General features: G+C 72.2%; 10 protein-coding genes, 1 tRNA gene, 1 other RNA gene and 1 pseudogene. 9 read left to right on the top strand and 4 right to left on the bottom strand.

Features of this window, described 5'->3' with window-relative positions; translation table 11 throughout:
• Window positions 1–319: 319 nt before the first annotated feature.
• Window positions 320–574 (bottom strand): hypothetical protein, encoded by a 255-nt coding sequence (locus ABD879_RS03945; RefSeq protein ID WP_345017511.1) that lies wholly within the window; start codon window positions 572–574, stop codon window positions 320–322.
• A 370-nt stretch (window positions 575–944) separates the two neighbouring features.
• On the opposite strand from ABD879_RS03945, the gene upp reads away from it, so the two are divergent.
• The 7 genes and pseudogenes from upp (at window position 945) to ABD879_RS03905 (ending at window position 8,589) form a co-directional block, all read left to right on the top strand.
• On the top strand, window positions 945–1,583 hold the full coding sequence (upp, locus tag ABD879_RS03940) for a uracil phosphoribosyltransferase (RefSeq protein WP_345017509.1): 639 nt from the start codon (window positions 945–947) through the stop codon (window positions 1,581–1,583).
• Between the two features lie 1,397 nt (window positions 1,584–2,980).
• Window positions 2,981–3,202: pseudogene (locus ABD879_RS03930) on the top strand (hypothetical protein); the annotation flags it as partial.
• Window positions 3,203–3,556: 354 nt separating this feature from the next.
• Window positions 3,557–3,715 (top strand): hypothetical protein, encoded by a 159-nt coding sequence (locus ABD879_RS03925; RefSeq protein ID WP_345017507.1) that lies wholly within the window; start codon window positions 3,557–3,559, stop codon window positions 3,713–3,715.
• Between the two features lie 7 nt (window positions 3,716–3,722).
• The gene (locus ABD879_RS03920) at window positions 3,723–4,244 is read left to right on the top strand and encodes a PH domain-containing protein (protein WP_345017505.1); all 522 of its coding nucleotides are present in this window, start codon (window positions 3,723–3,725) and stop codon (window positions 4,242–4,244) included.
• A gap of 695 nt (window positions 4,245–4,939) precedes the next feature.
• Entirely contained in the window at window positions 4,940–6,415 is a 1,476-nt protein-coding gene (locus tag ABD879_RS03915; RefSeq protein ID WP_345017503.1) for a helix-turn-helix domain-containing protein, read from the top strand.
• A gap of 124 nt (window positions 6,416–6,539) precedes the next feature.
• Window positions 6,540–7,223 (top strand): FadR/GntR family transcriptional regulator, encoded by a 684-nt coding sequence (locus ABD879_RS03910; RefSeq protein ID WP_345017501.1) that lies wholly within the window; start codon window positions 6,540–6,542, stop codon window positions 7,221–7,223.
• Between the two features lie 94 nt (window positions 7,224–7,317).
• Window positions 7,318–8,589, top strand: coding sequence for a CynX/NimT family MFS transporter (locus ABD879_RS03905; protein WP_345017499.1), 1,272 nt, complete (start codon window positions 7,318–7,320; stop codon window positions 8,587–8,589).
• Between the two features lie 839 nt (window positions 8,590–9,428).
• Here ABD879_RS03905 and ABD879_RS03900 read toward each other — a convergent pair.
• The 3 genes from ABD879_RS03900 to ABD879_RS03890 form a co-directional block, all read right to left on the bottom strand.
• Window positions 9,429–9,728 (bottom strand): type II toxin-antitoxin system VapB family antitoxin, encoded by a 300-nt coding sequence (locus tag ABD879_RS03900; RefSeq protein ID WP_345017497.1) that lies wholly within the window; start codon window positions 9,726–9,728, stop codon window positions 9,429–9,431.
• A 1,863-nt stretch (window positions 9,729–11,591) separates the two neighbouring features.
• Window positions 11,592–11,676, bottom strand: a tRNA-Ser gene (locus ABD879_RS03895).
• Window positions 11,677–11,686: 10 nt separating this feature from the next.
• Entirely contained in the window at window positions 11,687–12,034 is a 348-nt protein-coding gene (locus ABD879_RS03890) for a DUF952 domain-containing protein (protein WP_345017495.1), read from the bottom strand.
• Between the two features lie 73 nt (window positions 12,035–12,107).
• On the opposite strand from ABD879_RS03890, the gene ffs reads away from it, so the two are divergent.
• Together ffs and ABD879_RS03880 are read left to right on the top strand one after the other, a co-directional pair.
• Window positions 12,108–12,203, top strand: an RNA gene (ffs, locus tag ABD879_RS03885) — signal recognition particle sRNA small type.
• A gap of 37 nt (window positions 12,204–12,240) precedes the next feature.
• On the top strand, window positions 12,241–13,677 hold a 1,437-nt coding region (locus ABD879_RS03880), incomplete at its 3' end, for a DNA polymerase III subunit gamma and tau (RefSeq protein ID WP_345017493.1).

Genomic DNA, 13,677 nt, shown 5'->3' with positions numbered 1-13,677 from the left:
TTATCACATGATTTTTCGGACCCTGTCGTGGCCGACGTCAGCGAGTCGGGCAACCACCCCGGGGACGCGGCGCGGATCAGGCGCCCCGAGCCCTGCAACGGCATCGTCCGGAAGCTCCAGACCGCAGCGGGCACCTGAAGCCGCCGCCTCCGAGGGCGGACAGGGGCGGTGGCCGGTGCGGTGCGTGACGGGGCGCGAGCGCCGGGCGAGGGCGATCGGATCACCCGGCGCTCAGGTAGGCGCGGGACGGCGCGTGCACGGCACAACGGTGCGTCGTCGTCCGATTGGGCGGGGTCGTGACCCGGACTCCGGGTCGGTTTCAGTGGAGACGGAAGGTGCGGCGCCGCAAGACCGCGTGGATGCGGGCCCGGCGGGAGCGGTGCGGGGTCACGCGGCGGCGCAGTTCTCGGGCTTCGGCGAGTTCACGCAGGAAGACGGCGCGGCGGCGGAGGCGTTCGCGCACCTGCTCGGGAGTGATGTCGCGGCGGGAGGCGGGGTCGGCCGAGGTGTCGCCGTCTTCGGCGCCCCGGAGGTCCCCGTCGTCGTCTGGGGTTTCGGTTTGCCCGTTCCTCATGGCCTGGGTGTCCTCGGTGGTCTCGGCTTCCCCCACGGCTTCAACGCCCCGCGCGTCCGGCGCGATTCCGGCGTCCGCGGAGGTCCGCGCGTCGCCGGACGCGTCCGGGCGGGGCGGGGCCGCCTCGGCCCCCGGGCTGTCGGCGGGCCCTCCGGATCGGGCCTCACTGCCGCTAGGGGACCGCGTCGGCGCCCGAGGTGGACGGGGGAGTTCGTTGGGAGGGTCATGGACGGATTCACGTGCCGGGGCCGCGTCCCCCGGCCGCTGGATGCGATCGCGGTTCATAGCCCCATCGTGCCCAGGTCACCGGGCTCGTATCCGCTCACGACGGATGTGCGGGGAATCGCCTGGTGTGGGCTACGGTGTGCCCATGCAGACCCACGTCGTGGATCATCCGCTCGTCGCGCACAAGCTCACCACGCTCCGGGACGAGCGAACCGACTCTCCCACGTTCCGTCGCCTGGCCGACGAACTGGTCACCCTGCTGGCCTACGAGGCCACCCGGGATGTGCGCGTCGCCGAGGTCACGGTGCAGACCCCGCTGGCGGAGGCGACGGGGGTGCGGCTGGCCAGCCCCAAGCCGCTCGTCGTGCCCATCCTGCGCGCCGGACTGGGGATGCTGGACGGGATGACCCGGCTGCTGCCGACCGCCGAGGTCGGGTTCATCGGGATGATCCGGGACGAGGGGACGCTGCAGGCCCAGACGTACGCCACGCGCCTGCCCGACGACCTGTCCGGCCGCCAGTGCTACGTGCTCGACCCCATGCTCGCCACGGGCGGCACGCTCGCCGCGGCCATCCGGCTCCTGCTCGACCGCGGGGCGACCGACGTCACCGCCCTGTGCCTGCTGGCGGCCCCCGAGGGGCTGAAGTACCTGGAGGCGGTGTTCGAGGGCACCAGCACGCCCATCCGGGTGGTGACCGCCGCCGTCGACTCCCACCTCAACGAGCAGGGCTTCATCGTCCCCGGCCTGGGCGACGCGGGGGACCGCCTCTACGGCGTCGTCTGACGACCGCCGCCCGCGCGTCCACGCAACCCCGCGGCATGGGCTCAGGGGCGCGCCGGGCCCACCCGATGTCGCGGCGTGGCGTGCCCCACCAGGCGACACCAGATCTCACCGCACGCGCGCGCGACGAACGGAGGCCGAACCCCCGAACGGCGCGCACCCCTGTCGCGGTGCGTCCGCCCTATGTCGTGTTTCAAAGTCGGTTGAGCCGCCTGTTGACTTCGGTGATCTCGGCAGAACGACCTGGGCGCGGACGAAGAGCGTGTCGTGGCGGGTGGCCGCGGCCCGGTGGCGCTCGCGGTTGACGCCGCACTCGGCGGTATGGCGGGCCTTGCAGCCGGTCGTGTCGAAGGCGGGTGGACGACCGCTGCGGCTGTCGCCGCTGCCGGTGCCGGGTCTGGTCGCCCAGGAGACCGGGATCGTGGCGGCGATGCCGCGGCGGCGCTCACCTCACTTCGAAACACGTTCTAGGGCGTGTCGTCAAAGTGTCACGGCCACATCGGCAGGGCGGGCGACGCAACGGCGGCTCGGAAGGACTCGGCGTTCCTGCAGTGGCGCGGGCGGCGGTGCCGTGCCACCGCCCGATGCGGTCGAAGCAGCGCTCGACGACGCCCGCCGGCGATGGATGCGCCTGTCGAAGAGCGGCCACATGGTCCGCATCGACCGACCAGCCCGCAGCCACTTTGACGACACTGCCTAGCGGACGGAGAGCGGGAAGGCGGTGCAGTCGTTGACGTTGCCGGGCGTGAGCACGACCGCCGACGGCAGGCCCGCGCCCGTCGACCGCCAGGTGGATCTTGGTGGTCAGGCCGCCCCGTGACCGCCTGAGCGCCTGCCTGGATGCCGGGTTCGTCCCGCCTGGCTCTCTTTTTGCGGAGCCCAGCTTGCGGCAGGCGCCACGCCGGTGTTCTTGGTGCAGGCCTCGGGCGTTGTCGGTCAGGACCCGCTCGACGGTGGTGCCGCGGGCGGCGAACCAGGCGACGCGTCGCAGGCGGCGGCCTTCTCGTCAGGCAGGTTTTCGGCGCAGCGAGGCGGGTGTGGTCGTCCAGGGCGGTGTGCAGGCAGGCGTATCCGCTGCCGCCTCGGCAATTCTTGTTGGGGTTTCGCCGGGGACCCTGTGGCCGCTCGTCGGGGACGCGGCCGGGTTTCTTGACGGCGATGTGGACCAGCCCGCCGGGACGGGAGCGTTCGTAGCGGCGCACGGGGCGAGGCGGTGAACGTGGAGCATGGGGCCATTGCGAGAGTGTTCGGCTGTGTGCCGGAACTCTTGATGTTCCGCCGAGAATCACCGTGGGTAGTAAGGTGCTACGGAACGTGCTGATCGTTCCCCTCCACCGCCCTGGCGCACAGGGGATGGGTAACGGGACCGGGGTGGTGTGAGCGAGTCTCAAGGAAACGTGATGGCTCACCAAGGGGACGGCGAGCCGTCGGTCTACGAGGAGATCGGCGACCGCCTTAAAAAGGAATTCGTGGGGGTGCATCCTCCGGAGACGGTGACGCGGTGCGTGGCCGCGGCCCGTTACGGGGCGCAGGAGGTCACCGGGGCGGCCGCGCCCGGTCTGGTGGAGAAGATCGCACGCAAGCACCTGCAGGTGCTCGCGATGGTGGCGGCGGAGAAGCAGCGGGCCGAGCGCCGCAGAGCGGAGCGCCGCCAGGCCGAACGCCGCGAGGACGGACGAGCCGACGGGCCCGAGACCGGCCCCGGCACGGGGCAGGAGGCGCAGGCCCGGCACCACGCGGACGGGGCCGCGGCCGGCGAAGTACGGGGCCGCCACCGGATCGAGCGGAGGCCCGACGGACGGGCCATGCCTCCGCCCGACGACGGCGAGGAGCGAAGACGCGACGAGGGCCGTACCGATCTGCCGCACACGCCTCGCAGCGCTACAGGGAACGCACCCTGAGCATGCTTTGCCCGGAGTCGCGGCTGTGCGAAACTGACCAGGGGTCTGTGGGTCATCGCGCTCCGGGAGGCTGTAGTGCCCGCCAAGAAGTACGTCACGTGGGCCGCCATGGCCTTTGTGGCCTTCTACGTCATTCGGGAGCCCGGCAGCGCGGCGCAGTCGGTGAACCAGGCGGCGATCGGCATCGCGTCCGTCGCCGACTCCCTGGCCACCTTCGTCACCGAACTCGCCTGAGGCCCCGATGAGGCTGGTCACGCCCGGCGACTCCGCTCCGACGTCGGTCAACAAGTACCTGCTGCCGCACGAGACGCAGGTCATCACCGTACGCCGGCACCCCGCCGTGCTCATGTTCCCGGTCGGCCTGGTGCTCGGCGGCCTGATCGTCGCCGGTGTGCTGAGCAACACGGTCGCCAGCGACTCGGGCGGGGTGATCAGTTGGATCTGGTGGGCCTGGCTCGCGCTGCTGGCGTGGTTCGTCTGGCGGGTCGCCGAGTGGTCGGTGGACTACTTCGTGATCACCAATCAGCGGATGCTGCTGACCACCGGCCTGATCACCCGCAAGGTGGCGATGATGCCGCTGGCCAAGGTCACCGACATGAGCTTCCGCCGCTCGATCACCGGGCGGATGCTGGGGTACGGCGAGTTCGTCCTGGAGTCGGCCGGTCAGGACCAGGCCCTGCGCACGGTCGACTACCTGCCCTACCCCGAGCAGCTGTACCTGGAAGTCTGCGAGATGATCTTCCCCAACAAGAACGGCGACTGACGGCGCCGTCGCGGGGCCGGTGCGCGCAGGTCGGCTGTTCCGCGTAGGCGGGCGGGATTTCGCCGATTGCGGAACCGCCGTGCCCGTTTGCGGGCATTCCGGGGCCGGACGGTGACCCTTGGAGTTGCGGACGGGTGAAGGCCGCGCTCAAGGGCCGCTTTGGACGTTTCGTCCAACGGGTTGCCGGCCCGCCACCGAAACGGGCGTGACTCCCGCCGCGCCGTGCCCGCCGTCCCGCATGCCGTGTGCGCCGCGACGCTCCGCGGCCGCCGGAGCCGGCGGCGGCCTGCGCGAACGGCCGAGCGTTCGGCGGCCCGGACCGGTCCGCCGAGCCGAATCGATGATCTTTGCCCGTGATGTCGGATATTGTGATAGGGACCCGCTATTGTGATCGGCACATGGGACGTTCGCCGACCGGAGCGCACCCCGTGACATGCGGCGGGGCCGATCCGGCTCGGGTGGACGCCTCTTACGACGACACGGGGGTCGCCGTGCGCGGGGCCGTCACGTCCACCGGCCACGGCGTGCGGGCGGGAGCGGCCGCGGCCGGCGACACCGCAGACCATAATCGGCCGCCAGGACCGAGGGGGATGATCGCACCCCTGGCGCTTCGTTACTCTCGATGTGCGTTAACCCGCAATGTGCAATCATGTCGGCACCCCAGCCGCCTGATTACTTCCGCTAAGTGAGTCCACATGCCGGGTCCAGGCAACGTCGGCGAACGTGTCCGCAACCTGCGGCTCACCAGACGCCTCTCGCAGGCGCAGCTCGCCGGTCACGACCTTTCAGACAGCTATATCTCGTTGATCGAGTCCGGGAAGCGGACGCCCACGCCGACGGTCCTGCGCATGCTGGCCGAGCGGCTCGGCTGCACGCCCGAGTACCTCGCCGAGGGCGTGGAGCCGGAGCAGCGCGCCCACCTGGAGGTCCGTGAGCGGCACGCGCAGCTGGCGCTGCTGGCCGGCGACGCGGGCACGGCGGCGGCCGGATTCGACGACGTGCTCGCGCGCAGCGACGACTCCGAGCTGACCGCGCGGGCCCGCTGGGGCCGCGCCCGGGCGCTGGAGGAGCTGGGCCGTACCGAGGAGGCCATCGCGCTGTTCGAGGAGCTGCGCGAACAGGCCGAACGCGACCCGTGCCGGGCGAGCTGGCTGCCTCCGGTGATCGCGCTGGCGCGCTGCTACCACACCGTCGGTGACCTCGGCCAGGCCATCGCGCTCGGCGAGCGGACGCTGGCGCGGCTGCGGGAGCTCGGGCTGACCGTCGGCGAGGAGCACACCGAGGTCGGCCGGATCCTGCTCTTGGCGTACGTGGACCGGTCCGATCCCGAACGCGCGCACGCGCTGGGGCGGACGCTGGTGGGCGGACGGCTGGGCGAGGCGGAACCCGCCGACGACGACCACCCCAGCGTGCACTACCAGCGGGCCTCGTCCCAGGCGCTGGAGGAGGGCGCGGTCGGCGACGCCCTGTACCTGGCGGAGCAGGCGCTGGCGGTCCGCGCCGGCCGCACGTCGCTGCTGGCGCGGTCGCGGCTCAACCTGGCCGCCGCCAAGGCCCTGCTGCGCGGCGTCATGCCGTTCTCGACCCCGGCGGCGTCCGATCAGACCGCGGCGCAGGGCCGGGGCCTGGGCGGGCCCGCCGACGTGTCCGCCGAGGTCAGCGCGCAGGCGGCGGAGGAGGCGCTGGAACTGCTCGGCGACACCGGGGGGCTGCCGTCCGCCGAGGCCGGCGAGAGCACGATCGAACGGGCGCGCGCCCTGGTCGCGCTCGGCCGTCCCGGCGAGGCGATCACCGACCTGGAGGAGTTCCTCGACACCGGCATGGCCCTGTCGCCGCCGGCGTCCGCCGACCTCGCGGTGCCCCCCCGTCCCGGGCCCGCCGAGGCACGCCGCGTCCGCAAGACGACGCAGGCGCGGCTGGTGCTCGCCCGTGCCCGCATCGCGCAGCAGGACCGCACGGCCGCCCTGGTCGTCCTGCGCGCCGCCGCGGGCCAGCTGGAGGGGCTGCCCGCCGGACGTCCCACCGCGCACCTGTTCCGGGAGCTGGGCGAGCTGTTCGAGACCCTCGGCGAGACGGAGTCCGCCGCGGCCGCCTACCGGCAGGCGCTGGAGGCCGCGGGGCTGCGCCGGTCGCGTCCCCAGACCGCCGACTGCGACCTCAGGAAGGTCTGACACCCGGCAGGCGGCGCGCACGGTCCTCCGCAGGGCGGGGAATACCCGTGCGGCGTGGCCGCGTTCGGTCAAACGTAGGATGACTGGATGTCCGGCTGACCGCCGCCGCACCGTTGGGGGGACCTTGACTCTGCGCACCGCCCGCCGCTCGTCCCTGGTCGACCAGGTGATCGAGCAGCTCAAGAGCGAGATCGCCGCGGGTGCGTGGCCGGTCGGAAGCAAGATCCCGCCCGAGCCGGCGCTGGCCGCCGACCTCGGCGTGGGGCGCAACACCGTCCGGGAGGCCGTGCGCGCCCTGACCCATGCCGGGCTGCTGGACTGCCGCCAGGGCGACGGCACCTACGTGCGCGCGACCAGCGAGATGTCGGGCGCCGTGCGCCGCCGCCTGCAGGCCGCCGAACTGGCCGAGATCCTGGAGGTGCGCCGCGGCCTGGAGGTCGAGGCCGCCCGGCTGGCCGCCGCCCGGCGCACCAGCGCCGACATCGCCGCGATCAGCGCCGCGCTCGCCCGGCGGGACGCCGCATGGGCGTCCGGCGACCATGCCGCCTTCGTCGAGGCCGACCTGGCCTTCCATACCGCGGTGGTCGAGGCCACGCACAACCGCGTCCTCACCGATCTCTACCGCGACTTCAGCGCGGCCCTGCGGGCGAGCATCGGCACCGCCGGGACGCTGATGGAGTACACCGACGTCCCGCACGGCCCGATCGCGGCCGCCATCGAGGCCGGGGACGCCGAGGCGGCGATGCAGGCCACGCATTCCTGCCTGGACCGGATCATCCGGTCGACGGCCGCCCGCCCCGACGTCTGACCGCGGGCGGCGCGACCGCCGCCCCCCGTGCTTTGGAACGTGCCAGCGGCGTGGCCCGCCTGCACACCGACCCCCCACTCATGAGCAAGGCGACATGACTTCCACCACGCGCTTCTCCCGTCTCACCGCGATCTGGACCTTCTTCGGACTCGTCCTGCTGACGGTCAACCTGCGAGCCGCCATCACCGGCGTCTCCCCGCTGCTGGGCGACCTGCGGGAGGGTCTCAACCTGTCCGGCGTCGAGGTCAGCGTCCTGACCACGCTGCCGGTGCTGTGCCTGGGCGTCTTCGCCGCCCTCGCCCCGCCCCTGGCCCGCCGGTTCGGCACGGAGACCGCGATCACCGGGGCACTGGTCCTGATCACGGCGGGCATCCTGCTGCGGATCGTCCCCGTGCGGCCGGCGCTGTTCGCGGGCACCGTCCTGGCCGGAGCGGGGATCGCGATGGGCAACGTCCTCACCCCGGCGGTCATCAAGCGCGTCTTCCCCCGCCGCCTGGGCGCGCTCACCGGCATGGCGATGATGCTCATGGCGGGCAGCGGCGCGCTGGCGGCCGCCCTGGCCGTCCCGCTGAACGACACGGGCGGTTGGCGCCTCGCGCTGGCCGTGTGGGCCGTCCCGTCCCTGCTGGCCGCCCTCGCCTGGGCACCCCTCACGCGGATGACGGCGCGCACCGCCGAACGGCCCCCGCACCGAGCCCGCACCTCCGGCGGGGGATCGCTGCTGCGCGTCCCCCTCGCCTGGTACGTGACGCTGTTCATGGGCCTGGCCTCGCTGATGTTCTACGTCCTGATGTCATGGCTCCCGGAGATCATGCGGGCTCAGGGCTACGCGCCCGCCACCGCCGGGATGATGGTCTCGGTCATGATGATCATCGGTATCCCGCTCGGGCTCGTCGTGCCCATGGCCGCCGCCCGCATGCGCGACCAGCGCCCCCTCGTCCTGGCCGTCGCCGTCACGATGGTCGCGGGGCTCGGCGGCCTGATCGTCGCCCCGCAGGCCGGCTGGCTGTGGGTGACGGTGCTCGGCCTCGCCACGGGCAGTGCGTTCCCGCTGGCGTTCACCCTGCTGAGCCTGCGGTCGGCGACGCCGTCGGTGGCGGCCCGGATGTCGGGCATGGCCCAGACCGGCGGATATGTGCTGGCCGGAGTCGGTCCGCTGGCCGTCGGCGTCCTGCACACGGCCACCGGCGGTTGGAACGTCCCCCTCGCCCTGCTGCTGGCCCTGCTCGTCCCGGAGATCGTCTTCGGGCTGCTGGCGGCCCGCCCCTCCTTCGTCCACGCCGAGGCCGCCGACCCGGAACCCCTGACCGTCTCCGCCTCTCCCGCGGTGTCCGTCCCGGCGGACGTGCCGGCCCCGAGCCGCTGACCCCGTGACCCGCGCCTGACCCGGTCACACGAACCCGAGCGGCGGGCCTTCGGCCGGCGTGGTCGTGCTGGCTCATGTGGAACCAGGCCAGAACGTACCGCCGCGCGGCAAGGATGAAGCGGGCCTAAGGCCCGGTGGATCATGCTGCAGCTGCGCGGTGGTGACAGGCAGGCCCGGCGTGGCGGGGGGCGATGCCGCGCCTCGTTGCGGGCCGGTTGGTGTGGTGTTCGACCACATTGCGGCGCCGGCAGGGCGGCTGCATCGCAGACGGGCGTACGGCCGTCAGGATCCACCGGACGCAACCTGGGCCATGTCCGGTTTGGTATTCAGCCGTGAGCGGGTCGGCGATCAGGGGCGTCGCCGCCGCTGCGCCCCCGTGCCATCGGTAGCCGTGCCGATCAGCAAGCCGGGACCCGCCACGGACCGGGGTGGCGGGACGCTACCGCCCACCGACAGCGCATCCCGGCACACGGCTGACGCAGCGGCGTGCCAGCGCGACGCGAGGGTGCCGGTCCCGAGCCGCTGCCCCCGCCCTGCACCCCGCCGAATAAGGGGGACGACGCGATGGCATGTCGTGGCGATGCAGTGCCGTTGACTCCGACCCGCGCCCGTCCGGCAGTGATTCCCGTCACAGGGACGGCGCGGCGGCGCCGGTTCCGTGCCGAGGCCTCCGACATACGCCCGGCTGAGAGCGGTCCCCCCGGCACGTGGCTGGGCGGGTGGCATGTCATGGCGGAGGTGCTGGTCTCGAGCCGTTGACTCGCCCGTGCCCGGCCGACAGTGGTCCCTGGCACGGGGGCCGCAGTGGGCATGTCAGGGTAAAGCGGCGGCCCCGCCGGTCAGCGGGCGTCGAGGTCGAGGATGCGGGCGTGCAGGACCTGACGCTGGTGCAGAGCGGCGCGCAGGGCGCGGTGCAGGCCGTCCTCCAGGTAGAGCTCGCCCCGCCACTGGACGACATGCGGGAACAGGTCCCCGTAGAACGTGGAGTCCTTGGCCAGCAGCGACTGCAGGTCCAGCTCCCGCTTGGTGCTGATGAGCTGGTCAAGGCGTACCTGGCGCGGCGGGATCTGGGCCCAGTCCCGGGACGTCAGGCCGTGGTCCGGATAAGGTCGCCCTTCGCCGACCGCCTTGAAGATCACTCCCCCGAGTCTACGGTGTCACCGCGGGACGAGAGAAGGGGTCGCAACCGTCCCGCTCACCCGGTGATGACCAGTCGGTCAACTTGCAACGCCCCTGTTCACGGGCCTGCAGCAAGCGCCCGCCCGCCGTCCATGTCGTCCGCCAGTAGGCAGTGCCCGCTCAAGCCCGGCTTCGGAAGCGATGTGCCTTCGCCCTGGGCAGCCAGAAGTGGAGCGGACACCCGCCAGCCTCCACAAGGCTGCGCTCGACGCGGACCTCTGGCGGGTGCGGTCGAGGAGACACAGCGATCCGATCGAAAGGCCGCAAGGCCTCTAGGCAGTGTCGTCATTGTGGCTGTGGCCTGGTCGGTCGTTGCGGACCATGTGGCCGCTCTTCGACAGGCGTGTCCATCGGCGGCGCGGCGTCGTCGAGCGCTGCTTCGACCGCATCGGGCGGTGGCATGGCGTCGCCACCTGCACAACTGCAGGACCGTCAAGTCCTTCCGAGTCGCCGTCACGTCGACCGCCCTGCCGATGTGGCCATGAGACTTTGACGACCCACCCTAGGGGGTGATGAGCGGCGACAGCCGCCGCTCATGTGCACGGATCTCCCGTACCAGGTTGCGATCCCTCCAGGGGTGATGAGCGACGCGTGATCAGGGGGCTAGCGTGTTTTCAAAGTGAGGCGAGCGTCGCCGCCATGATCCTGGTTGCGGGGGCCAGGCCCGACAGCAGCGGTGGTCGTCCACCCGCCTTCGACCCGGCCGACCACCGGGGACGCCATGCCGTCGGGTACGGCCGCACCCGTCCCGAGCGCCATCGGGCCGTGGACACCCGCCAGGTCAAGCTCGCTGCCCGCTATCAGGCTCTTCTCTGGCTCCACCTACTTTGAAACACGGCCTAGTCCAGCCCGACAGCCTGTTGCGATCCCTCCAGGGGTGATGAGCGACCCGAGGCCGGCGCCGGGCACTGGCCGCTGGTGCCGTGGTTGCGATCCCTCAAGGGGGATGAGCGACCGGCGCTGCGCTCGCGGCTCGTGTGCGGCATGTGCCCCTCAGGGGTGATGAGCGACCTGTCCGACCTGCTGGAGGAGTACGCGGCCCAGGCCGCCGTGTTGCGATGCCTCCAGGGGTGATGAGGGACCGGCACGCACTACGCCGTGCCGCTGCGCACCTACGCGTGGGGGTTGCGATCCCTCCAGGGGTGATGAGCGACCCGAGGGTAAAGTCGCCGGTCGTGCTGACTGGGGTGAGTGGTCTCTCTGCTGATTTTGCAGCGACCCGGCGGTTGGGCAACTGCGCAGGTCAGCGCGGCGCCTCACGCGGTTCCGCGCAGCATCTCATAGCGCCATGATGCTAGTCGGCTGGCTCGCCTCCTCCGAGTGTCCTGGGACGGCTCGGCAACGAACGTGTTGTTGCCGTGGACAGTCGTGACCAAGGCTCGCCCGTGAGGCATCTGCATCCCGCGCGCACAGGCATGCGGGCGATGTCGTGCTTGGCCGCCGGGTGAGCTTGGTGCAAGGTCACCGGCAGCGATCCGCGTGGCGATGTGATCAGCGGACGTCATGTGCGCTGAGGCCCTGCGGGTTGGACTTCGGCATCTCTTGACGACTGCGCTCCTTGGGGGACGCTCAGACGCGGCCTTGCCCGAGCGTCTCGCAGCGGCGGAGGTGCAGCGCCTCAAGATCGGCCCATAGTGGGGGCTTCGCGTCAGCGGTGCGGACGAGGCGTCGCGCGGGGGTGTGACTGGCGTTCGAGGTACGGCCAGGCCGCTGAGGGGCTACGTGACCGGGGCCGCGGCGGGGGCTCAGGGGCGGGGCGAGAGGCTGAAGGAGGCTAGAACGCGTTGAGGGCGGCCCCACCGGGACCGCCCTCAACGCGCCAGCGGAGGATGCGAGATTCGAACTCGCGAGGGGTTGCCCCCAACACGCTTTCCAAGCGTGCGCCCTAGGCCACTAGGCGAATCCTCCGCCGCAGAGCCTACCGGGTTTCAGGCACTGATCGGACATCAATAACGGCTGAGAGCGGAATCGGGCCGTAGACATGGGGGAAAACTGCGCCGTCCACGGGCTCGTGGCGCACCGGGGCGTCCAGCCGGGAGGCGTCGATCACCAGCAGGAGGAGCTCCGCCGGGTCCAGGTCGGCGTAGAAGCGGGACAACACGCCGTGCACCTGGTCCATGTCGGAGGAGCAGTGGATGAACCCCTCCTCCTCCAGGGTGCGGCCTCGGGTGGACATGGTGTAGGCGGCTCCGGCGGCGCGGGCCGCCTCCCAGTGGCGGCGTTCGGCGATGTGCAGCAGGTGCGGCCGGGCGGCTTGAGGGGCCATGGCGGACGAGCCTACGCGGGGACGAGAGACGGCGAGCGTGCAGCCGTCGCTCCGGGAATGCCATAGACTCTGGGCAGACCCCTCGCACGGCGTCATCCTGTGAACCTCCCCAGGGCCGGAAGGCAGCAAGGATAAGCAGGCTCTGGCGGGTGTGCGGGGGGTCCTTTCGCTTCTGACGCTCTGCTTCTGAGGAGGGCGGACCCCCGATGAGTCTGGCGCTGTACCGCAAGTACCGGCCAGCGACATTCGCCGAGCTCAAGGGGCAGGAGCACGTCGCCGAGCCCCTCCAGCAGGCGTTGCGGAACGGGCGGATCAACCACGCCTACCTCTTCAGCGGCCCGCGCGGCTGCGGCAAGACGTCCAGCGCCCGCATCCTCGCCCGGTCGCTGAACTGCGAGCAGGGCCCGACGCCGGACCCGTGCGGGACGTGCGACTCGTGTGTCGCGCTCGGCCCGACCGGCACCGGCCACATCGACGTGATCGAGATCGACGCCGCCTCGCACGGTGGCGTGGACGACGCCCGCGACCTGCGGGAACGCGCCTTCTTCGCTCCGGTGTCGGCGCGCTTCAAGGTGTACATCATCGACGAGGCGCACATGGTCACCCGGGAGGGCTTCAACGCGCTGCTCAAGCTGGTCGAGGAGCCCCCGCCGCACCTGAAGTTCGTGTTCGCCACCACCGAGCCCGAGAAGGTCATCGGCACCATCCGGTCGCGGACGCACCACTACCCGTTCCGGCTGATCCCGCCGGGGGTGCTGCAGGAACTCGTCGAGGAGATCCTGCAGCGGGAGGGCGTGCCGTACGAGCCGAACGCGCTTCCGCTGGCGGTGCGGGCGGGCGCCGGCTCGGCCCGGGACACGCTGTCGATCCTGGACCAGCTGCTGGCCGGGTCGGACGAGAAGGGCATCACCTACGCCCGCGCCGTCTCGCTGCTCGGCTACACCGACTCGGCGCTGCTGGACGAGGTGGTGGACGCGTTCGCCGCCCGCGACGGCGCCGCGGTGTTCGCCGCCCTGGACCGGGTGATCGAAAGCGGCCAGGACCCCCGCCGGTTCGCCACCGACCTGCTGGAACGCCTCCGCGACCTGGTGATCCTGTCGAACGTGCCGGAGGCCGGGGGCACCGGGCTGCTGACCGCCGCGCCGGACGAGCTGGAGCGCATGCGGCGCCAGGCCGAGTCGCTCGGCCCGGGCGAGCTGACCCGGGCGGCCGACCTGCTGCACACCGGCCTGACCGAGATGCGGGGGGCGACCTCGCCCCGGCTGCTGCTGGAGCTGGTGTGCGCCCGCATCCTGCTGCCCGCCGCGTACGGCGACGAGTCGTCCATGTTCGCCCGCCTGGACCGTCTTGAACGCCAGCTGGCGGCCGGTGTGCCCGTTGCGTCCACCGCACCTGCGCCCGCACCTCCCGTCTCGTCGAGCGGCGCCGCCCCCGTGACTCCGGGCGGCGGCGCGGAGACGCCCTCCGCCCAGACCCGCCCCCGGGGCGGCGCCGCCGTGTCCAGCGTCCCTTCCGCGCCCGGCGGAACGGAAGGCGAACGGCGTTCCGTGGATAACCGCCCGGGGCCCGGTCCGGCGCCGACCGCGCGGCCCCCGGCCGCTGCGTCGCCCGCGGCCGCGCCCACGGCGGCCCCCGCCCCGCCC

This window comes from Actinomadura keratinilytica, from assembly GCF_039539665.1.
GTDB lineage: Bacteria > Actinomycetota > Actinomycetes > Streptosporangiales > Streptosporangiaceae > Spirillospora > Spirillospora keratinilytica.
The sequence above is the reverse complement of the archived record's forward strand: the minus strand, read 5'-3'. Positions and strand labels throughout refer to the sequence as shown.